The organism is Streptomyces anulatus, from assembly GCF_014650675.1.
Lineage (GTDB): Bacteria > Actinomycetota > Actinomycetes > Streptomycetales > Streptomycetaceae > Streptomyces > Streptomyces anulatus.
In genome coordinates this window covers 209,343-228,862 of the sequence record NZ_BMVK01000011.1, presented here as the reverse complement: position 1 = coordinate 228,862, position 19,520 = coordinate 209,343, and the positions used below count along the sequence as shown (strand labels likewise).

At 71.4% G+C, this 19,520-nt stretch carries 19 protein-coding genes; 5 read left to right on the top strand and 14 right to left on the bottom strand.

What is annotated here, in order from left to right; genetic code table 11:
* Positions 1–70: 70 nt before the first annotated feature.
* The 4 genes from IE272_RS25965 to mshD all read right to left on the bottom strand — a co-directional run bounded on the left by IE272_RS25965 (position 71) and on the right by mshD (position 3,423).
* On the bottom strand, positions 71–1,072 hold the full coding sequence (locus IE272_RS25965) for an ABC transporter permease (protein WP_050356857.1): 1,002 nt from the start codon (positions 1,070–1,072) through the stop codon (positions 71–73).
* Complete coding sequence (locus IE272_RS25960; protein WP_190008203.1) at positions 1,069–1,977, bottom strand: ABC transporter ATP-binding protein; 909 nt, start codon at positions 1,975–1,977, stop codon at positions 1,069–1,071. Before IE272_RS25960 ends, IE272_RS25965 begins: the two co-directional genes overlap by 4 nt.
* Positions 1,974–2,402: a GntR family transcriptional regulator gene (locus IE272_RS25955; protein WP_050356892.1), complete on the bottom strand. Its 429-nt coding sequence runs from the start codon at positions 2,400–2,402 to the stop codon at positions 1,974–1,976. Before IE272_RS25955 ends, IE272_RS25960 begins: the two co-directional genes overlap by 4 nt.
* 97 nt (positions 2,403–2,499) lie before the next feature.
* Positions 2,500–3,423, bottom strand: coding sequence for a mycothiol synthase (gene mshD / locus IE272_RS25950; protein WP_190008201.1), 924 nt, complete (start codon positions 3,421–3,423; stop codon positions 2,500–2,502).
* Positions 3,424–3,703: 280 nt separating this feature from the next.
* On the opposite strand from mshD, the gene IE272_RS25945 reads away from it, so the two are divergent.
* The 3 genes from IE272_RS25945 (at position 3,704) to IE272_RS25935 (ending at position 6,785) form a co-directional block, all read left to right on the top strand.
* On the top strand, positions 3,704–5,521 hold the full coding sequence (locus IE272_RS25945; protein ID WP_050356854.1) for a bifunctional metallophosphatase/5'-nucleotidase: 1,818 nt from the start codon (positions 3,704–3,706) through the stop codon (positions 5,519–5,521).
* Positions 5,522–5,698: 177 nt separating this feature from the next.
* Positions 5,699–6,379 (top strand): hypothetical protein, encoded by a 681-nt coding sequence (locus tag IE272_RS25940; RefSeq protein ID WP_179890739.1) that lies wholly within the window; start codon positions 5,699–5,701, stop codon positions 6,377–6,379.
* Between the two features lie 40 nt (positions 6,380–6,419).
* The gene (locus tag IE272_RS25935; protein ID WP_229897645.1) at positions 6,420–6,785 is read left to right on the top strand and encodes a hypothetical protein; all 366 of its coding nucleotides are present in this window, start codon (positions 6,420–6,422) and stop codon (positions 6,783–6,785) included.
* A gap of 20 nt (positions 6,786–6,805) precedes the next feature.
* On the opposite strand, the gene IE272_RS25930 is transcribed toward IE272_RS25935, so the two are convergent.
* From IE272_RS25930 to IE272_RS25905, 6 genes are all read right to left on the bottom strand, one after another.
* On the bottom strand, positions 6,806–7,909 hold the full coding sequence (locus IE272_RS25930) for a hypothetical protein (protein ID WP_190008199.1): 1,104 nt from the start codon (positions 7,907–7,909) through the stop codon (positions 6,806–6,808).
* Positions 7,910–8,265: 356 nt separating this feature from the next.
* A complete protein-coding gene (locus IE272_RS25925; protein ID WP_056700001.1) occupies positions 8,266–8,700 on the bottom strand; it encodes a hypothetical protein in 435 nt (144 codons plus the stop codon).
* A gap of 65 nt (positions 8,701–8,765) precedes the next feature.
* Positions 8,766–9,527, bottom strand: a complete 762-nt coding sequence (locus tag IE272_RS25920; RefSeq protein ID WP_050356851.1) for a hypothetical protein — start codon at positions 9,525–9,527, stop codon at positions 8,766–8,768.
* Positions 9,528–9,643: 116 nt separating this feature from the next.
* Positions 9,644–10,171: a hypothetical protein gene (locus IE272_RS25915; protein ID WP_056699997.1), complete on the bottom strand. Its 528-nt coding sequence runs from the start codon at positions 10,169–10,171 to the stop codon at positions 9,644–9,646.
* Positions 10,172–10,345: 174 nt separating this feature from the next.
* Positions 10,346–10,936: a hypothetical protein gene (locus IE272_RS25910; RefSeq protein ID WP_050356849.1), complete on the bottom strand. Its 591-nt coding sequence runs from the start codon at positions 10,934–10,936 to the stop codon at positions 10,346–10,348.
* A complete protein-coding gene (locus IE272_RS25905; protein WP_056699991.1) occupies positions 10,929–11,447 on the bottom strand; it encodes a SigE family RNA polymerase sigma factor in 519 nt (172 codons plus the stop codon). Before IE272_RS25905 ends, IE272_RS25910 begins: the two co-directional genes overlap by 8 nt.
* Before the next feature lie 221 nt (positions 11,448–11,668).
* Here IE272_RS25905 and IE272_RS25900 point away from each other — a divergent pair, with 221 nt between their 5' ends.
* Positions 11,669–13,045: a S41 family peptidase gene (locus tag IE272_RS25900; protein ID WP_190008198.1), complete on the top strand. Its 1,377-nt coding sequence runs from the start codon at positions 11,669–11,671 to the stop codon at positions 13,043–13,045.
* A 34-nt stretch (positions 13,046–13,079) separates the two neighbouring features.
* Here IE272_RS25900 and IE272_RS25895 read toward each other — a convergent pair whose 3' ends face one another.
* Both IE272_RS25895 and IE272_RS25890 read right to left on the bottom strand, forming a co-directional pair.
* Entirely contained in the window at positions 13,080–13,583 is a 504-nt protein-coding gene (locus tag IE272_RS25895) for a GNAT family N-acetyltransferase (protein ID WP_190008196.1), read from the bottom strand.
* A gap of 65 nt (positions 13,584–13,648) precedes the next feature.
* The gene (locus IE272_RS25890; protein ID WP_098891978.1) at positions 13,649–14,233 is read right to left on the bottom strand and encodes an isochorismatase family protein; all 585 of its coding nucleotides are present in this window, start codon (positions 14,231–14,233) and stop codon (positions 13,649–13,651) included.
* A 172-nt stretch (positions 14,234–14,405) separates the two neighbouring features.
* On the opposite strand from IE272_RS25890, the gene IE272_RS25885 reads away from it, so the two are divergent.
* Positions 14,406–15,401: a GlxA family transcriptional regulator gene (locus IE272_RS25885; RefSeq protein WP_190008194.1), complete on the top strand. Its 996-nt coding sequence runs from the start codon at positions 14,406–14,408 to the stop codon at positions 15,399–15,401.
* A 71-nt stretch (positions 15,402–15,472) separates the two neighbouring features.
* Here the strand turns inward: IE272_RS25885 and IE272_RS25880 are convergent, their stop codons facing one another.
* Both IE272_RS25880 and IE272_RS25875 read right to left on the bottom strand, forming a co-directional pair.
* Positions 15,473–16,780, bottom strand: a complete 1,308-nt coding sequence (locus IE272_RS25880) for an LPXTG cell wall anchor domain-containing protein (protein ID WP_050356845.1) — start codon at positions 16,778–16,780, stop codon at positions 15,473–15,475.
* A gap of 412 nt (positions 16,781–17,192) precedes the next feature.
* A complete protein-coding gene (locus IE272_RS25875) occupies positions 17,193–19,358 on the bottom strand; it encodes a hypothetical protein (RefSeq protein ID WP_190008192.1) in 2,166 nt (721 codons plus the stop codon).
* Positions 19,359–19,520 lie beyond the last annotated feature (162 nt).

Below are 19,520 nucleotides of genomic sequence, written 5' to 3'. Positions count from 1 at the left end.
GCCCCACGTGCTCGCCGTCCGGGCCCACCCCTCGCGGGGCCCGGACGGCGGGTCTCTGCCGGGTGGGCGGTCAGCCGTGCAGTCGGCGCAGGACCCGGAAGGCGGCGAACACGGCGAGGGCGGCGAGGGCGAGCAGGATGCCGGTCTCGACGAGCTGGAGGGGCCAGTAGTGGGAGGCGGGGTGCACCTCGGCGAACGGGGTCACCCCGCCCCGGTCGCGCATACAGGCGTCGTAGCCCTCCACCGAGCCGGCGTGGTAGCAGTCCCGCCAGTACACCTTGCTGCCCGACGCTGTGAGCATGCCGCCTTCCAGGTGCCAGTCGCTGTCACGCAGCAGCTTGGGGCCCTCGCCCTGACGGAGGGCGGCGGGCCACAGCAGGTACCGCCATGTGCTGAGGCCGATGCCCACCGCCGCGAGCACGAGCGCGCTCAGGGACATGGACAGCAGGGTGCGGCGGACGAGCACCGCGCACAACGCCCCGACCGCGACGGCCAGCAGCGCGTAGCCGAGGACCGCGGGCCCGGTGCCGGGGTACACACCCTCGGCGTGCCATCTGAGCCCCGGGCTGTTCGGGCCCGCCCGGAGAGCCCAGAGCCCCCAGCGGTAGACGATGACCAGGACCATCAGGCCGGTGACCGTGAGTGCGGCGGGTACGGCCAGCCGGGCGGCGAGCCACTGGGTGGGGGAGACCGACTGCGCCCAGGCCAGCCGGAAGGTGCCGCTCTCCAGCTCGCGGGCGATCAGCGGGCCCGCCACGAAGACTCCGATGAGCGCGGCCAGGAGGACCAGCACCGCACCACCGTCGGTCAGGAAGGTCTCGGTGGACGTGTGGGCGTAGCTGGAGACGTAGATGTCGTCGCCGCACCGGGTGGTGTCGCCGTCGGCGCACCGCACCGGGGAGGACGCCATCCAGACGCTGAGCGCGACGACGATGCCGATGCCGATGACCAGCAGGGCGGCGCCCGCCCACAGGGCCTTGCGGTGCAGGCGCAGCAGCACCCGGACGGGCCCGCGCAGGGTGGTGGGGGCCGTGGTGACGGTGTCGGTCTTCGGGCGGGTGAGGGTGCTCACGCGGACGTCACCTCCGCACGCGTTCCGGCCGAAGCGCTCGGCGTCAGCAGCGGCGGGGCGTCCGGGGAGCGGAGGTGGGCGAGCAGCAGCTCCTCCAGGGACGGTTCCGTGACGGCCCAGGCGGTGGTGTCCACGGGGCCCTCCTTCCTGACGAGCGCGGTGAGCTGACGTCCCGTCGTACGGGATTCGACGACGGTGTGCGGGGCCAGGTCGCGGGCCAGGCCGGTGAGCAGGGCGTGCGCGCCGACGATGTCGTCGCTCTCGCCGCCGAGCCGGACGCGCCCGCCGTCGACGAACAGGAGGTAGTCGCAGGCGCCCTCCAGCTCGGTGAGGATGTGCGAGGACATCACGATGCCGGTGCCGTGCTCGGCGGTCTCCGCCATCAGGACGCCCATCAGCTCGTTCCGGGCGAGCGGGTCGAGGTCGGCCATCGGCTCGTCCAGCAGCATCAGTTCGGGCCGCTTGCCGAGCGCGAGGGCCAGTGCGAGCCGGGTGCGCTGCCCGCCGGAGAGGGTGCGGACGCGGGCGTTCCGCGGCAGCGGTCCGGCGATCCGGTCGGCGGTGGCGCGGTCCCAGCGCCCGGGGTTCAGCTCGGCCCCGGCCCACAGCGTGTCGGCGACCGAGAGCTGCGGGTACAGCGGCTTGTCCTGGGGGACGAAGGCGATGCGGTCGCGTACGTCGCCGGGGACGGTGGAGCCGAGGACGGTGAGGGACCCGGAGCTGGGGCGGTCCAGCCCGGCCGCCAGGTTCAGCAGGGTCGACTTGCCCGCGCCGTTGGGCCCGACGAGGGCGCAGACGCGGCCGGCGGGCAGCCGGAACGAGCAGTCGTGCAGGGCGCGGTGGCCGCCGCTCCCGCGCCCGTAGATCTTTCCGAGGCCGTGTGCCTCGATCGCGACGCCGGTCATCGTTCCTCGTCCCCCTTGTACGTGCTGTCCAGTACGGCGGTGAAGAGCGCGCCGACGTCGTCCTTCTCCAGGCCGGCCTCCCGGGCCCGGCGGGCCCAGTCGGCGAGTTCGGTGCGCAGCGGCGCGTCGGCGGCGGTCGCGTCGGCCGCGCCGCCCAGCGTGCCCAGCGTCCTGCGGATGAAGGTGCCGAGCCCGCGACGGGCCTCGACGAGGCCTTCGCGCTCCAGCTCGCGGTAGGCCTTGAGGACGGTGTTCGGGTTGATCGCGGTGGCTTCCACGACCTCGCGGGCGGTCGGCAGCCGATCGCCCGGTTCGAGCACGCCGAGGCGCAGGGCCTGCTTCGTCTGCTGGACGATCTGGAGGTAGGTGGCGACGCCGCTGCGCCGGTCGATGCGGAACTCGACCGCTGCGGATTCGGCTGTCATGCGCTGCACCACCCTTTCACTAATTGAGTAGTGAAAGGGTGGTGCAAAGAAGGGGCGGCGTCAAGTGACGCCGCCCCGGGACCGTCTGACGGAGGGTTCAGGACTCCGTGCGGTACATCAGGTCCACCTCGTGCGTGGTGAAGCCCATGCGCTCGTACACCGTCACGGCCGCCGTGTTGTCCGCGTCCACGTAGAGCATCGCGGTGGGCAGCGTCTCGGCGGCCAGGTGGTGCAGGCCGATCGAGGTCAGCGCCTTGCCGAGGCCGCCGCCCTGGGCCTCGGGCAGGACGCCGACCACGTACACCTCGCCGATCCGTTCCTCGGCGTGCACCTTCGTCCAGTGGAAGCCGACGATCTCCCCGTCCCGCTCGGCCAGGAAGAAGCCCTTCGGGTCGAACCAGGGCTCCGCCTTGCGGTCGTCCAGGTCCTGCTGGGTCAGGGACCCCTGCTCGGGGTGGTGAGCGAAAGCGGCGCGGTTCACCGCGAGCCAGGCGGCGTCGTCACGGCCCGGCTCGAAGGTCCGTACGGTGACGCCCTCGGGCAGCACCGGGTCCGCCAGGTCGAGCGGGATCAGGCTCCGCCGGAGCTGGCGCAGCTCGCGGAAGAGGGAGAGGCCGAGGACCTGGGCCAGATGACGGGCCGCGGAGCTGCCGCCGTGCGCCCAGACCCGCAGCCGCTTGCCGGTCGCGGCGAGGAGGGCCGCGCCGAGCGCCCGGCCGTGCCCGTGGCCGCGCCGGTCGGGGTGGACGACCAGCTCGGCGGCCGGGGCCTCGACCGGGTCGGTGTCCTCCAGCTGGGCGTACCCGACGAGCGTGTCGTCGACGGTGAGGAGGAGGTGCCGTACGCCGTCGCGGTGTCCGCCCCGGATCCGGAGCCTGCCCTGCTCGGAGACCGCCTGCCGGCCGTCCGACCGGGCGGCATCGGCGAGCAGGGCGAGGACGGCGTCGGCCTGCGCGGAGTCGAGTGCGTCGAGGGTGTGGACCTCGCGTCCGGGAGCGGGGAGGGGTGCGTCAGTCGTCATGCCTCCGAGCGTACGGCGAGCGGTGCGCCGGGTGGCGGCGTCGGCGACCTGTCGGACGGGCATGTGGGGGCGATGGTGGCGCGATGTGGGTGCTATGCGGGTGTTATGGGTGGATCGGGAGGTTTCCTGACGGGCCATTTGGCCGGATGGCAACCAGTCCGTAACCCCGAACACCTGTTGCGCTACGCGCGTTGACTCTAGGCTGCGGCACGCAGGATCCCAGACGTGACACCAGCGACACGACTGCCACCACCGACAGCACTGACACACAAGGGGACCGATGTCAGCGACTCCGCAGAAGAACCGTGCGACACGGCGGGTGCTCGCCGCCGCGGCCGGTCTGGCCACCGTGGGCGCGCTCGTCGCCGCGATGCCGGCCGGCGCCCAGGACCGGGGCCACGGGCACGGCCACGGCCACGGGCACAAGCCCCGTACCGTCGACGTGCAGTTGCTGTCGTTCAACGACCTGCACGGCAACCTGGAGCCGCCGGCCGGTTCGGCGGGCAACGTCTCCGAGACGCAGCCCGACGGCACGGTGAAGGCGATCCCGGCCGGTGGCGTCGAGTACCTGGCGACCTCGCTGCGCACCGCGCGCAAGGGCAACCCGTACTCCGTCACGGCGGCCGGCGGCGACATGGTCGGCGCGAGCCCGCTGCTGTCGGGTCTCTTCCACGACGAGCCGACGATCGAGGCGCTGAACGGCCTCGACCTGGACGTCACGGCGGTCGGCAACCACGAGTTCGACGAGGGCGCGGCCGAGCTGGCCCGCCTCCAGAACGGCGGCTGCCACCCGGTCGAGGGCTGCTACGAGAAGGGCAAGAAGTTCAAGGGAGCGGACTTCCCCTACCTCGCGGCCAACGTGACCAAGGAGAAGACCGGCAGGCCGCTCCTGAAGCCGTACACCGTCTGGAAGAAGAACGGTGTCAAGATCGGCTTCATCGGCGTGACGCTGGAGGGCACTCCGGACATCGTCACCGCGAACGGCGTCAAGGGCCTCAAGTTCCACGACGAGGTCGAGACGATCAACAAGTACGCCCGCGAGCTGGACCGCAAGGGCGTCAAGTCCATCGTCGCGCTGATCCACGAGGGCGGGGCCCCGGCCTCCACCTCGTACAACTACGACTGCGACAGCCCCGGCGCGGGCGACGGCATCTCCGGCCCGATCGTCGACATCGCGAAGGGCATCACGCCGAAGGTGGACGCCCTGGTCACGGGCCACACCCACCAGGCGTACGTCTGCACCGTCCCGGACCCGTCGGGCAAGCCGCGCATGGTCACCTCGGCCTCCTCGTTCGGCAAGCTGTACACGGACACCACGCTCACCTACGACCGCCGCACCAAGGACATCGTCCGTACGTCGGTGAAGTCCGCGAACCACGTCGTGACCCGGGACCAGGCCAAGGCCACCGACATGACGCGCCTGATCGACCGCTGGAACAAGCTCGCCGCCCCGATCGCGAGCAAGCCGCAGGGCTGGATCAGCGCCGACATCAACGGCCGCGGCTCCACGGCCCCCGAGAAGCCGCTCGGCAACGTCATCGCCGACGCCCAGCTCGAAGGCCTCGCCCCGGCCGACAAGGGCGGCGCGGAAGTCGCGTTCATGAACCCGGGCGGCATCCGCGCGGACCTGGTGCACAAGGCGTCCGGCAGTGAGGGCGACGGAGTCGTCACCTACGGCGAGGCGTTCACCGTGCAGCCGTTCACCAACATGATGAACGTCGTCGACCTGACCGGCGCCCAGCTGGTCACCGCGCTCCAGCAGCAGGTCAGCGGCTCCAACCAGGCCAGCCCGAAGATTCTGCAGGTCTCCAAGGGGCTCACCTACACCCTCGACCTGACGAAGAGCGGCGCGGACCGCGTGGTCGCCGACACCATCAAGCTCAACGGCGAGGCGATCGACCCGGCGCGCACCTACCGCGTCGCGATGAACGAGTTCCTCGCGGGCGGCGGCGACGGCTTCGCGGCCCTCGGCGAGGGAACGAACAAGCTGGTCGGCGCCTCCGACCTGGACCTGTTCAACGCCTACCTGGCGGCCCACTCCACGGCCGCCGCCCCGCTGGCCCCGCCGGCGACGGACCGGATCACGGTCATCCAGTAACTCCCTCCGGGTGAAGGGGCGGTGGGCCTTCGGGCCTGCCGCCCCTTTCTCGTCTGCTCCGTCCGGGCCGGTGGCCGATCGGGCCGACCCGATCCGGCCGACCGACCGGATCCAGCCCATAGAGTGGGCAGTCGACGGCCGGACGTACCCCTTCAGCAGCCCTTGAGGAGCCACCGGGTGAGCAACGTACTGCGGATGAACGGCGCCCGGCGGAGGAACCGGAAACTCGTGTCCACCACGGTCGCGAACGCGATCGACTTCTCCGACGGTTCGGGACCGCCCCGCATGGTCGCGTACCCGGAGCGCGAGCTGCCGCCGGGTGGCATACCCGCCTATCTCGCGGCCCGCAAGAGCGGCGTCCGTTCCTTCGTGCTCTGGGCCGACGAGGACCGCCGGGAGCGGGTGGCCACGGTGGTGACCGAGTCCGCCGCCGGTGGCGTCGCCACCTTCCACGTCCTCGGCGCGCACGGCGAGCACCTCGGCACGATCGTGCGCGAGAAGGCGTTCCGGGGCAGGGGCCTCCGCGCGCGCTGGACCGTGACCCCGGCCGGCGGCCCCGAGGCGGTGGGCTACAAGGGCCGGATCGTGTGGTGGTTCGTGTGGTGGCTGTGTCTGCCCCTGATGGTGGTCATCGTCATCTTCTCCGTCCTCGACGGCGTCCCCGGCAACGAGGGCGGCGCCGCACGCGCCCCCCGGCGCATCCGATGGCGTGCGGGCGGCAGGATGCCCCTGGAGTTCAGGTCCCGGGGAAGCAAGCTGCATCTCCACGCGCCGGAGACGGACTGGCGGCTCGGGGCGGCGCTGGTCGCCCTGGTGGGCAGTTTCAGCGCCGACATGTGGGACGGCCTGAAGACGTGAGGGTGGTGTTCCGGGTCGGGGCACAGTAGAACTGGGCCCCATGTCCGACCAACAGCCTCCCCCGCGCTGGGGCCCGCCGCCCGTCGCGCCGCACGGTGCGCCCCCCAGGGTGTACGCGCAACCGCGGGCCCGTGAGGTGACCGCTTCCTACCGGCGCTGGGCGGTCGTCCTCACCTGGGCCGTCGTCGTCGCCGCCGTCCTCATGGCGTTCGCGCTCGTGATGAGCATCGTCTTCCTCGTATGGGCGGACCAGGACACGCGCGACGCAGCCTACGGCTACCTCGCGCTCGTGCTCTGGATCGGGATCGCCGCGGGAACCCCGGTCCTGATCGCGGTCGCGATCTCCGTCCGGAACATGAGGCGTCGGGTGCGGGAGTGGAGCCGGGCGGGGAACGCGCCTTCGTAGGACGTCGCCGGTGCTCCCGGTCAGGCGGCGGTCCGTGTGGCTTCGCTTCGGTGTTCCCGGTGTTCCCGGTGTTCGCGGCAGTCGCGGCAGTGGCCGGGGGTGGGGGAGCGGAAGGCGCGGTCGCAGTCGTCGCAGGTCTGGAAGGGCGTGACGGTGATGCGGGGGCGTGCCGGGGCGGTCAGGTCGTGGGCGCCGGGCAGTGGTGGGGGCAGCAGGGCGGTCAGCCGGTGTTTGAGGAGTTTGGCGGGGAGCCTGAGCGGGTGGGGCAGGTCGGTGGTGAGGGTGCGGCGGATGGCGTCGGGGTGGGTGGCCCGTTCGAGCCAGGCGGCGACGCCGGGTACGAGGTGGCGGATGTCGGTTTCGGAGAGTGTGAGCTGGGGTGCGTGACGGCGTAGGTCGCTGAGGAGTGCGGTGGCGGCGCGGTTCAGTTCCGGGGTGGGTTCGTCCGGCCGGGGGAGGGGTGCGGGTGGTGGCTTGGGTGCGGTCGGGGGCGGTACCAGCGGTACGAAGAGGGGGGCCGGGTGCGCTGCGAAGAGGGGCGGCGGCGGTACGGGCGGGGGCGCGGACATGTCCGGCCCGGGCGGCGGGGTGGGTGCCGGTGCCGGAGCGGGCGTGGGTACCTCGGTCGGTGTTGGTGCGGACGTGGGCACCTGGGCCGGTGCCGGAGCGGGCGTAGGCACCTCGGCCGGTGCCTGGGCCGGGTGTGGGGCCGGTGTGGCGGGGTGTTGCGGGGCTGCCGGGCGGCGGGGGCGTAGCAGCGCGGTGGGCTGGTTGCAGAAGACGGTGCGGGTGATGAACCGGCCGCTGGGCAGTCGGTCTCGGACGCGTTGGAGGTAGCCGAAGGCTTCCAGTTCGCGCAGGGCGGCGGCGATGCGTTTCTCGCCCTCCCGGCAGCGGGCGGCGAGCGCTTTGATGCCGATTTCGATGCCTTGGGGCAGGGACTGGATGCGGACGGCGATGCCGACTGCGGTGCAGCTGAGTTCGGGGTGCTGGGCGAGGTGGTTGCCGACGATCGTGAAGCGGTCGGTGTGGGGGATGGCGATGTGGATCACGCCGGAAGTGGGCAGAGGTCCGGGAACCTCCGCCAGCGCGCGCGTGAGGGCAGTATTCTGCTGGGTATCCATCGGGGAAGGTCCTGACTTCCTTGGTGGTCAGGCCCTCGGTTGGGATTGCAGGTCCCGGTCGGGGGCCGACCTATGTCTGGTGGGGTGCTGGCGTGAGCATATGCCGGACAACCGACCCCAAAGCGAGCTGAGTTGGAAAACCTCACCCGTGTGGGTGACGTGGCCCCTGGGGTGCGTCAGGTGGTCGCCGGGGGTCGGTCGGGTGGGGTTATTTCTCTTGTTTCTTTAGTAGTTGATGTCGCGCTTCACCAGGTCGCGGTGGCGGACGATCCGGTCGGGGTACGTGGGCGTTCACCGGGTCGCACCGGCGCGCGACCCGGTCGAACGGACGGGTCCTCTTCCCGATACGCGGTTCCCTAAAGGGACATGCCGCAGTACAGGCGTCGTCGCGGCCGGGCGTCGCGGGCGAGTTCGCCGAGGCGCTCCAGGAAGTCGGCCAGGAGCGCCGGGTCCTGCCCGTCACCGTCCTCCGTGCGGGTCCACGCGGTGGCGGCCTCCAGGAGGCGCTCCGGGGTTGCCGCCGCGAGGGCGTCACGGAGGCCGTCCGTGAGCGAGACGAGCCAGGGGCCTTCGTTCCCGGCGTCGTTGAGCGGTTCGCAGAAGCGGGGGTCGGCTTCCACCTGCTCCTCGGACACTCCTGTCAGGTGAGCTTCGACGGTCCCGAGAAGCAGGTAGGGGTCCGCCCCTTTGAGGCCGAGCGTGCCGAAGGGGTCGTCCATGCGGTCGTCCTCGAACAGCGTGAGGGCGTGCCTGTCGTCGGTGGCTGCGTAGTAGTCGTAGATGTTTCCCATGGCCGGATCGTGTCAGCCAGGGGGGCGGCGACGCCGCCCCCCTGGCTGACACGATCCGGGGCACGTCAGGGCCGGTACAGCGACGTCAGGCCGGTCACCCGGCCCGTGCCGTCGAAGACCAGGTCGTACCCGATGCCGCCGGAGAGCGTGGGGTCCAGTCGGCCGATGAGCGTGACGAGCCGGGCCGGGGAGTGGGCGACCAACTCGGCGCGGCTCGTTCCGGCCACCTCGTCGCGGACCGGGACCGCCAGCAGCACCCGGCTGTCGTCGGCCATGGGCACGGTGGTGAAGGGCCCTGTGCCCGGGGTGATCTCCCAGGTGTCGAACCGAGGGTTGATCTCCTTCCGGGCGGGCCGAACGTCCAGGTAGGTGCGCCCGTTGCCGGTCCAGGCCCTGCTGATGGTCACGAACTGCGCGGTGCCGGCGAAGGGAGCGTTGCCGGTCGTCGCCGAGGTGTCCCTCGGGGCTGTGGGGGCGGCCGTCCTGCGGTCCGGCGCGGGGGAAGGGGCAGGGGCGGCGGACTTCCGTACGGTGTCCGCCCGGTCGCTGGTCCGGTCGCCCGTCCGGTCGTCGGCCCGTGCGGAAGGAGAGGCCTTCTCGCCGCTCGCGGCGGGATCGGCGGACTTCCCGCTGCCATGGGTCCGGTCGTCGTCCGTCCCGTCCGTCCGGTCCGTCGCGTCGTCGGCCGTGGAGGACGGGGCCGGCCCGGCGGCCGCGGCGGGCTCCAGGCGGTCCGAGGGCTCCTGGCCGCAGCCGGTCAGGACGAGTGCGCCGAGGGCGACGGCGGTGAGCCAGCCTCCGGCGGAGTGGCGGCGGGAAACGTTCATCGTCAACTGCTCCTGTACGTACGTGTGTTGAGCGGTGTTGTTGGGGCGCACACTCTCTACGCCCCGCACCGCCCACCGGGTTGCACCCGAGTCAGGCTTTTTTCGCATCGCGCCCTTCACGGCTTGTACAGCGACTGCACCTTGGTGACCCGGCCCTCTCCGTCGAAGCTCAGATCGAAGCCGGCTCCTTCGCGGGTCCGGGGATCCAACTGCGTGAGCAGGGTGACGAATTCGGCCTGCGAGGCCGGTAGGGGTTCGCCGCCGCTGGTTCCCGGGGTGTCGTCGCCGCGAATCGGCACGGTCAGCAGCACCCGGGCGTCCTTCGCCAGGGTCACCGTGACGAATTCCCCCGTGCCGGGGACGATCTCCCAGGTGTCGAACCGCGTGTTCACCTTCTTCTCGGCGGACCGCACGGACAGCTTGGTCAGTCCGCCCTCGGTCCAGGCCCTGTCGGTCGTCACGAACCGCTTGGTACCGGCGAAGGGCTTCTCGGCGGCCGGCGCGGTTGCGGTGGCCGTCGCAGGCACGGGGGAGGAAGTTGCCGAGGGTCCCTCGGTCGTCCCGCCACAGCCGGTGAGGGCGAGGGCGCCGAGGGCGGCGAAGGTGAGCAGGCGCAACGTGGCCCGGCGGCGTGAGGCGTGCATGGTCAGCGTTCTCCTGGAATCCGGTGCGGTCGGGTGACACGGTCTCTACGCCCCGCACCACCCGCCCGGTTGCATCCGGCCGGAACAATTCTTCAACCGGAGCCGAACACCGCCCGGTCAGCCCCGGTCAGCCCCGGCCAGCCCCGGTCAGCCCCGGAAGCTACTTCCCGGAGGTCATTCCACGGTCAGCCAGTGCGCTTCCCGCAGCGACTGAACCCGGCCCTCGCCGTCGTAGTCGAGGGCGAACGCCCAACGCGGCCCGGTCCGCAGCCGGTCCACGACCTCTTCCAGCCGCATGTCTCCCGGATTCCCCCCGGCCAGGTCCCGCACCTCGACCGGGGTCACCGCAGGCAGGGTCAGCTCGTGCACCACTCCGGTGGGCACGGCCGTCCCCCTCTCGTCGCGAAGCTGCTGGACGGTGACCCGGACCCGGCCCCCGTCGAGCGCCACCGCGCCGTACACGTAGCCGAGTTCGGCCGCGTACTCCTCCCCCGGTGCGGGCGTCGGGGGAACGAACAAGGGAGCGCTCGTGGAGGGGTTCGGATCGGCGGCGGTCGGCTCCGGCCCGGGGCGGACCAACGACAGACCCCCCACGACCACGGCAGCGGCCAGCAGCACACCGCCCGAGGCCCGAGCCGCCCGCTTGCGCCGCCGACGCCGGTCCCCGCGCGCCCGGATCTGCTCGGCGGCCAGCGGCACGGCGCCCAGTCGGCCGTCGGCGGCGAGGTCGGCCAGCCGCTCGTCCAAGCCGGTCTCTTCAACCACGTTCCACCTCCGAAACCCGGTCCGCCCGCGGATCCAGCTCAGTATCGGCCAGAATCCTCGCCAGCGCTGTACGGCCCCGGCTCAGCTGCGCCTTGACCGTGCCGACGGGGGAGCCGGTCTCCTCGGCGACCTGCTTCACTTCGAGATCGCACAGGTGGTGGAGCACGACGACCCGTCGCTGCGCCGCCGGGATCTGCTTCAACGCCGCTACCAGCAGCACATGGTGGTCGTCCGGCGGCGGCACGTCCGGGGGCGGACCCTGCCGCTTCGCGAAGGTGAGGGAGGTCCGCACCCGACGCCACCGGCTGACCGCCAGCCGGTAGGCCACCGTACGCACCCACGCCTCCGGCGCACCGTCCTTGTCGAGTGCGGCCCGGCGCTCCCAGGCCCGTACGAAGGCTTCCTGGACCACGTCCTGCGCCTCGGCACGGTCACCGATCATGGCGTACAGCTGGCCGATGAGCCGCCCCACACTTCCGGCGTAAAAGGCGTCGAACGCCTGCTCGTCCATCCCCACCTGATTTTTGGAGGTCGCACACACTGGAGGCGGCACACATTTTCGGACGTGCGAACACTGCCACCCGGCACTCGTGCGACGCAAGGATCGGGTGAGTCACCGGTACCGGGTGCTGGCCCTACCCTCGATCATCCGGACAGCCTGATGGCCGGGAGGGCGTCCTGTCGGGGAACGTGGATCCGTCCCGGCAAGTCGTCTGCAGAGAAGGCAAGATCGTGCGCATTGTTACGGCCGCCGCCGTCGCCCTGGCCCTCGCCGGTGGAGCCGCGCCGGCCGCCACCGCCCACCAGCCGACCACCGACGGAACCTGGCGCATGGACGGCTACGGCACCGTGCTCTCCATCCGGAACGGCACCTTCCAGGAGTATCAGACCACCGCCGTCAGCTGTATCGCGGGCGACTCCGCGCAGCGCACCGGACCCGGCGTCTACACCATGCCCGACGGCACCGTCCTCACCGTGTGGACCGACGGAGGGCCCGACCGGGCGTCCGTGCGGGCGGACGGCTCCGTCGGCGACCGGAGGCTGAGCCGGATCCCGGAGTTGCCCGAAGCCTGCACCAGTACGGCCCCCGACGGACCGCTCGCCGCCTTCGACGTCTTCTGGCAGTCCTTCGAGGAGAACTACCCCTTCTTCTCCGCCAAGGGCGTCGACTGGCACGCCCAACGCGACCGGTACCGGCCCACGGTGGACGCCAGAACGACCCCGGACGAGCTGTTCGCCGTCTTCAGCGAGATGGTCGAGCCGCTCCACGACGCCCATGTCGCCGTCCAGGACGGCGACCGCGTCTTCGCCCGGCCCCGTCCCGGCACCGTCGTGCCCAACGGGAAACTGGACGCCAGGATCAAGAAGTTCATCGTGGAGCGCGACCTCGGGAACGCCCGCAATCTTCAGGACTTCGCCGGCGGCCGGATCACCTACGCCGACCTTCCCGGCGGGCAGGGCTATCTGCGGATCTCCGGCTTCGGCGGGTACGCGGGCGACGACACGTCCCACGCCGCCCAACTGGCCGAGCTCGACCGGGCTCTGGACACCGCCCTCGGCGGGGAACGCTCCCGGCGCCCGAAGAGCCTGATCATCGACCTGCGGATCAACGGCGGCGGCTCCGACGCCCTGGGAATCCACATCGCCGAACGCCTCACCGACTCCCCTTACGTCGCCTACTCCAAGCGGGCCCGCAACGACCCCGCCGATCCCTCCGGGCACACGCGCCCCCAGCCCGTGCACGTCACCCCCGCCCAGGGCCCCCGCCACACCGGGCCGGTCGCCGTGCTGACCGGCGGCTCGACCTTCAGCGCGGGGGAGACCTTCGTCCAGGCCCTCATGGACCGGCCCGGCAGGACGGTCCGGATCGGGCAGCCCACACAGGGGGTCTTCTCGGACGTCATGACGCGCAAGCTGCCGGGCGGCATGTCGGCCTGGCTGCCGAACGAGGAGTTCCTGACCCGCTCGGGCAGGACCTTCGACGGCACAGGCATTCCGCCGCACCTCACCGAGCCGGTCTTCACGAAGGAGGAGTTCGACGAGAAGCGGGACTCGGCCTTCGACCGGGCGGTGAACGTGCTGCGGCACCGCGGCGGTGCCACGGGCTGACGCGGGAGACAGCGGAGCGTCCGGCCGGCCGGGTTCACTCCGCCGTATCGGACCAGGAGACGGCGAAGTACTTCACGCGTTCGTCCTCCCCGACCGGACGCATGCCCGCCGCCGTCATCACGTGGTGGGACGCGATGTTGTCGTGGTCGGCGTCGCCCTTCACCGTGGCGACGCCGTTGGCGCGGGCGAACGACAGCAGGGCGCGGAGAGCTTCGGAGGCGTAGCCCCTGCCCCGGGCCGAGGGGACGATGCCGTAGCCGATCGTGACGTGGCCGTGTTCGTCCGGAGGGGTGTGGAAATCCACGCCGCCGATCACCCGGTGGTCCGAGCGGCGGCGGATCACGTACGGGCCGAACGGCTGCGGATCGCCGGTGGTCGCACAGCGTTCCAGGAGGCGCTTGGCCACGGACACGTCGTCCTCGGTCGGGAATCCGGACTCCCAGGCCGCGTCGGCGGCCGGTTCGCCCGCCACCATCCGTTCGGCCTCGTCCACGGATATCGGGTGCAGTACGAGCCGCTCGGTCACCAGATCAGTCATGGCAGGGAGGTCTACCAGGCGGTACGGACGGGGCGCGCGTGGATTTCCGGCCCGGCCCCCCCGGGCTACCTCAGGGACTCCTGCGTCGGGACGACCACCCCGTACAGGTCGCCGATGGTGGCCAGCGCGCCGAGGTGCACCTGGCGGGCGTCGAGGTCGGTCCCGGCGACGGGCAGGGACCGGGTCGCGCAGGCGTCGGCGACGACCGTGGGGCGGTTGCCGCGCAGGAACGCGCCCTGGGCCGTGAACGCCACGCACATATGGGTCATCCAGCCCGCGATGACCACGTCCCCGCCCTCCGGGACGTGCTCGCCCAGGTCGGTGCCGTGGAAGGAGTCCGGAGCCTTCTTCACGACGACGGTCTCGCCGTCGGCCGGGGAGACGGCCGGGTGGATCCGCCCGATCTCGGCCCGGATGTCGTACGGAGTCCCCTCGCCGCCGTCGTTGATGACATGGACGACCTCGGTCCCCGCCTCGCGGGCGCGGGCCAGCAGGCGCGCGGCGGCGTCCAGCGAGTCCTGCCAGCCGTCGAGTTCCATCACGCCGCGGGTGTACGTGTTCTGGTAGTCGACCAGGATCAGCGTGGAGCCGGCGAGCGCCGCCGGGGTCGCGTCGAAGCCGTTGAGCTCGCGCAGGGTGGTTCGGGACATGGGTGTACCGCCTCGGGGTCGTACGTCGGGAAAGGGATGCGCCCGGGTGGCGCGCTGTTTCCGACGCTAGGGCCGGGCAGGGATGTCCGCAATGACGTCTAACATGCAGATACCGACATGCGTCTCCGGTGGCGGCCGCCACCGGACGTACGGCTGATCAGGAAGGGCGGACATGGACACCGTCGGACGACTCGTCGTCATCGTCCTCTTCGAGGGCGTCGATCTGCTCGACGTCACCGGTCCGCCGGAGGTGTTCTCGCTCGCCCGGCGCGAAGCCGACGAGGCGGACGGATACGAGGTCGTCCTGGCCGCCGAGTCCATGGACCCCGTCACCACCGGCGCCGGGGTCCGCGTCCTCCCGGACCTCACCTTCCGGGAGGCCGCCTGCCGGAGCATCGACACCCTCGTCGTGCCCGGCTCGGTGGAGGTCGACAGCGAGCGGCGGGTCCACGCCCTCGTCGACCCCGTGGTGGTGGAGCGGGTGAAGGAACTCGCCGGGCGGAGCCGACGGGTCGCCTCCGTCTGCGTCGGGGCGCACCTGCTGGCCGCCGCCGGGCTGCTCGACGGCAGACGCGCCACCACCCACTGGTCGACCGCACGGCAACTCGCCGCAGCGCACCCGGAGATCGAGGTCGACGCCGACCCGATCTTCATCCGCGAGGGCGACGTCTGGACCGGGGCCGGGATCAGCGCCTGCCTCGACCTGTCCCTCGCCCTGGTCGCCGACGACCTCGGCGAGGCCGTCGCCCTGCGCGTCGCCCGCCAGCTCGTGATGTATCTGAAACGACCCAGTGGGCAGAGCCAGTTCAGCGTTCCGCTGGAGCAGATCTCGGCGACGCGGCGCATCGAGGACCTCCGCCACCACATCCTGCGCAACCTCGGCCGCCGGCTCACCGTCGTCGACCTCGCGGCGTACGCGCATGTCAGCGACCGCCACCTCACCCGGATCTTCCGGACCGAGCTGAACACGACCCCGCACGCCTACATCGAGTCCGTCCGGGTGGAGAAGGCGCGCAACGAGCTGGAGTCCTCCGACGCCACCCTCGAACGCATCGCGTCCGTCTGCGGGTTCGGCACGGTGGACACCCTGGTACGCGCCTTCCGGCGGCGGCTGAACGCGACGCCGACGGAGTACCGGCGCAGGTTCCGGACCTCCCGCACGGGCTGAGGGAACAGCTCGAAGGGGCGGTGGCCCGTATCGGCCCACCGCCCCTTCACCGCACTACTCCTGAGCTACCGTCAGGCGTCGGAACCGGCCTTCCGGCGACGGACGACGAACACTGCCGCCGCGCCGAGCACCACCGCCGCACCGCCCGCGAGAGCGATCGAGGTGGTGGCGGACGACGAACCCGTGGTGGCGAGGCTGCCGTTCGTCGCCGGGGTGGCCGACGCCGAACCCTGCGGCGTGTGGCCGTTGCCGCCGGGCTTCGTGGTCTTGGAGGGCTTGGGCTTGGCGTCCTCCGTCTTGCCGGGCTTGCTGCCGGCGGCCTTGACGTCGAACTCGTACATGTCCGCGCCGGGCGTCCCGCCGCAGGAGCCGTCCTCGTTGAAGAAGTCGGCCGCGATGAACGCGACACCGTTGCCGGCCGGGGTGGCCTTGTCGAGGGTGAGGCGCATCTTCACGTCGGCACGGGCACCGGGCGTCAGCGCGCCGACGCCGTCGATGTAGCTGTCCAGGCTGAGGTCCTGCCACTTCGGGGACGACTTGGTGGACCACTGGAGGCGGAAGAACTTGCCCGTGTCCTTGAGACCGCTCTTGTCGGTCGCGTGGACTCCGGCGTACGCGATGACCTCGTCCATGTGCTGGTCGGAGCCGTTGGTCACCCGGAGGGAGAAGGCGGTGGTCGTCCCGGCGACGAGCTTGGTCGGCAGGCCGGTCACCTCGGCGGTGAGGTCGTTCTCGGGCTCGCAGTCCTGGCCCTCCTCCTCCGCCTCCTTCTTGGCCTTGGCCAGCGCCGCGTCGGCCGCGATCTTCGCGGCGAGCGCGTCGTCCAGGGCCTTGTCGGCAACACTGGCTGCGCGGGCAGCCGCGACCCGTGCGTCCTGGAGCGCGTCGTTGGCCTCGGCGGCCTTGGTGTCGGCGGCGGTCTTGGCGGTGGCAGCCGTCGTCGCGGTCGCCTCGGCCTCGGAGAGCACGGTCGCCGCGGCGGTCTTCTGCTCCTCGGTGGCGTCGGTGGGCAGGGCTTCGATGGCGGCCTTCGCGGCGGTCACGGCCTGGTCGGCGGTGAGCTTGGCTGCTGCGGCGTCCTTCGCGGCCTGCTTGGCGGCGTTGTGGGCAGCCACGAGGGGGTGGCTGTCCTTGGACAGTTCCTCGAAGGCCTTCCGAACCGTGACCTGGGCTTCGTCGCGAGCCTTGACGGCCTCTTCGTACGCCTTCTGCGCCTCGGCGGCGGCCTTCTCCAGATCCTTGATGGTCGGCTTGCTCTGCTTCTCCTGCGTCTGCGCCGCCGGCTTGGTGTCGGCGAACGCGGGGGTGACGGAGAGCAGCACGGCGGGGGCGGTCACGGCGGCGGCGACAGCGGTGGCGAGAGCGCGGCGAATCTTCACATGATCCCTTGGGTCGGGGTCCGAAAGGCGGAAAAACGCTGAGGGACGGTCGCCACGGCGGAACGATCACGCGGGCGACCTGTGCCGATCGTATGGGGATCCTGTGAGGGGGCGGGGGGATTATTCCGGGCCGGGGGGGCGGGATGGCGTCACCCGGGACGGACAGACGTCACCAAAGCGCTCAGTTGCCCTCGGATTCCGTCTTTTCGCTGTGACGAAAGCCATGCGGCCGTGCTGCCTGTGCGGCAGCGCTCGCCATGGGCGGGGGCGTTACGAAGGACGTCGCGCTTCACCAGGCCGCGGTCGGGAACGATCCGGTCGGGGGCCTACCGGCCCGCACCGGGTCGCGGCACCGCACGACCCGGTCGGAGCGACGCTGCCGGAGGCGCTTGCCGGCGTCCAGAAGGGCGGGTCAGAGGTAGTCGTCTTGTTCATGGTCGCGCTGGGCCCCGTCCCGTGAGGCGGGAACCACGGTGCTCCGCCCGGTTCTCGCGGTGGCGGCTGCGTTCAGGAAGCGTCGCCTCCACCAGAACAGCAGGGCCGCCGCGGCCACCAACACCGGTAGCACGCGCAGAGCCAGCCCACCGGCGGTCAACGAGTCGTCCTGCGAACCGGGGTCGGCTGCCTGGCCCGGTGCGGGCGCCTGCGGTTCGGAGTCGGAATCGCGACCGGAATCGCGATCGGAGTCGGGGCCGGCGGCCTGACGCGGTGTGGGCGCACCGAGCCAGATCGCTCCGCGGCCGTCGGTGGACGGTTCGCTCAGTGAGCGCCGGACGTCCTCGGGAAGGTTCGCGTGCTCCGCGGCGAAACGGTCGCCCGAGATCTTGGTGATGGGGATCCTGCTGAGGTCGACGCCGCCGTACACATAGCTTCGTACGTAGGTGGTCCCGCCTTCTGTGGTCCTGTCGGTGACCTTGAACTCGCCCTCGGTGTACGACTCGACGAACCGGTCGAAGGTGTCGGTGGGCTTCCAGGGGCCGTTGATCCGCCAGTCGTCGATGTCACCCGTGTCGACAAGATCACCGTAGGTGGTCTCCTTGGCGCGGCTCAGGTCGCGGTACCACTCGGCGGCGACCCGGGCGAGATAGACCCGGCGCAGTTCGGCGTACTCGGGCGCGCTGTTGATCGCCTTCTTCAGCTCGGGAAGGATCAGACTGCGGAAGTGCCGCTCGTTGTGGTCCTCGGTCGCCTTGTCCTGCTGGGGGCACGAGCCGGTGGCGGCCTTGCCCCGCTGCTCCAGGTACTGGGTCTCCATCCTGACGTCGAGGGGGGCGTCGAGGATGTAGAGCTCGTCACCGTCCTGGTGGACCGAGGCGGGCGCGGGAAGGATCCACGTCCGGTACGACATGCACTTCCCGCTGATGCCGTCCCAGAACTTCCGGCCCCGTGCCGAGTGGGGATGGATGAGCTTGCCGATCGTCTTCTTCATCAGCAGATCGGCTTCGAGCAGGACACGCCCGGCGTCCGTGCGGCCGAGCCGTTCGTCGACGATGCGGTCCGGCTCGTCGGGGTTGAGGTTGACCCAGAACGCCGACGGTTCGAGGGCGAGCCAGACGAAGAACGCGTCGGAGCTGGCATCGGCGGCGTCGAGGCCCGTCGCGGGAGAGGCGCCACCGTCGTCGGAGAGGGGCGCCTGGAAGGCGTACTGCAGACCGCTGCCGTCGCCGGGGTCGGAGAGATGGCGCAGTTGCAGGGACGAGAAGTCGATCCCGCCGGGCGCCTGGTGCACCGGCTGTGTCAGCGCTCGGCTCAGGCCGTCGGCGGTGCCGCCCGCTGTGTCGTTCTCCCCGCACGGGTCGGCCGCCGGTGCCCTGCGCGAAGCGCTCAGCGCGACGGTCGTCAGCTGGGAGCGCATGCCGAGAGCCTGGCCGTCGCACGGTTTGGCGGAGCGGGGGTTCCGGAAGTACTGGTTCTCCTCCCTGGTCTGCCTCAGGCGCTCCTTCTCCGCCGCCTTGCGCTCCTTGACCAGCTGCTTCTGGGCTGCCACCTCCCGGGCCACGGTGGACTTCTCGGCGTCGGCCTGCGCCTTGGCGCTGTTGATGCGGTCGTTCAGTTCGCCGGCCGCCTTCTTGCCGTTCACGACGGAGTAGATGACATCCGTGGTGGCCGGAATCCTGTCGGCGCACTGCTCCCTGCACGGCGAACGGTCGCTGTAGATCACGAAGAGCCGTTCCTCGGGCACCGGTTCGCGCGCGTTCCGGCTCAGCAGGGCCAGGTCCCAGACGAGGACGCGCAGTTCGGAGTGGCTGCCGTCCATGCCCGCCGAGGCCTCGTTGGCGCGCGGGACGACGACGAACCTCTCGACCCCGGGGCGTTCGCCCATGCGCAACTGCTCGTACAGTGCGGGATCGTCGCGTTTCAGCGCGGCGGTCTCCACCACTTCCAGACCACGGGTGTCCACGTCGTCGCCGAGTCCCGTGATGTCCACGAACCCGATCGCGACGTTCCGGCCACCGTCGATCCGCTGCCTGTTCTTGCCGCCCTCGAGCTGCGACCGGTGGCCCCACACCGCCTGCCGGTGCACGTACGACCGGTGGCCGATCGGATCGCGGTACCAGTCGCCGTCGATCCGAGTCATCGACCTGCCGGACGGGGCGGGTTTGCGGTCCGTTTTCGCCGTGGGTTTCTGGGCACGGACCCACGACTGCGTCTGCGCCCCGGCGGACGCCTCCGCGGGTCCGCCACCCGTGCCCAGTAGCAAACCGAGCGTCAGCACGGACGCTGCCAGGCTCCGTGGCCC

Excerpts from the sequence above, each read along its gene's own strand:
- IE272_RS25925 (WP_056700001.1), bottom strand. The coding sequence starts at position 8,700 with ATGGGAAACATCTACGACTACTACGCAGCCACCGACGACAGGCACGCC.
- IE272_RS25920 (WP_050356851.1), bottom strand. The coding sequence starts at position 9,527 with ATGAACGTTTCCCGCCGCCACTCCGCCGGAGGCTGGCTCACCGCCGTC.
- IE272_RS25955 (WP_050356892.1), bottom strand. The coding sequence starts at position 2,402 with ATGACAGCCGAATCCGCAGCGGTCGAGTTCCGCATCGACCGGCGCAGC.
- IE272_RS25930 (WP_190008199.1), bottom strand. The coding sequence starts at position 7,909 with ATGGATACCCAGCAGAATACTGCCCTCACGCGCGCGCTGGCGGAGGTT.
- mshD (WP_190008201.1), bottom strand. The coding sequence starts at position 3,423 with ATGACGACTGACGCACCCCTCCCCGCTCCCGGACGCGAGGTCCACACC.
- IE272_RS25875 (WP_190008192.1), bottom strand. The coding sequence starts at position 19,358 with ATGACTCGGATCGACGGCGACTGGTACCGCGATCCGATCGGCCACCGG.
- IE272_RS25915 (WP_056699997.1), bottom strand. The coding sequence starts at position 10,171 with ATGCACGCCTCACGCCGCCGGGCCACGTTGCGCCTGCTCACCTTCGCC.
- IE272_RS25895 (WP_190008196.1), bottom strand. The coding sequence starts at position 13,583 with ATGACTGATCTGGTGACCGAGCGGCTCGTACTGCACCCGATATCCGTG.
- IE272_RS25935 (WP_229897645.1), top strand. The coding sequence starts at position 6,420 with ATGTCCGACCAACAGCCTCCCCCGCGCTGGGGCCCGCCGCCCGTCGCG.
- IE272_RS25945 (WP_050356854.1), top strand. The coding sequence starts at position 3,704 with ATGTCAGCGACTCCGCAGAAGAACCGTGCGACACGGCGGGTGCTCGCC.
- IE272_RS25885 (WP_190008194.1), top strand. The coding sequence starts at position 14,406 with ATGGACACCGTCGGACGACTCGTCGTCATCGTCCTCTTCGAGGGCGTC.
- IE272_RS25905 (WP_056699991.1), bottom strand. The coding sequence starts at position 11,447 with ATGGACGAGCAGGCGTTCGACGCCTTTTACGCCGGAAGTGTGGGGCGG.
- IE272_RS25890 (WP_098891978.1), bottom strand. The coding sequence starts at position 14,233 with ATGTCCCGAACCACCCTGCGCGAGCTCAACGGCTTCGACGCGACCCCG.
- IE272_RS25960 (WP_190008203.1), bottom strand. The coding sequence starts at position 1,977 with ATGACCGGCGTCGCGATCGAGGCACACGGCCTCGGAAAGATCTACGGG.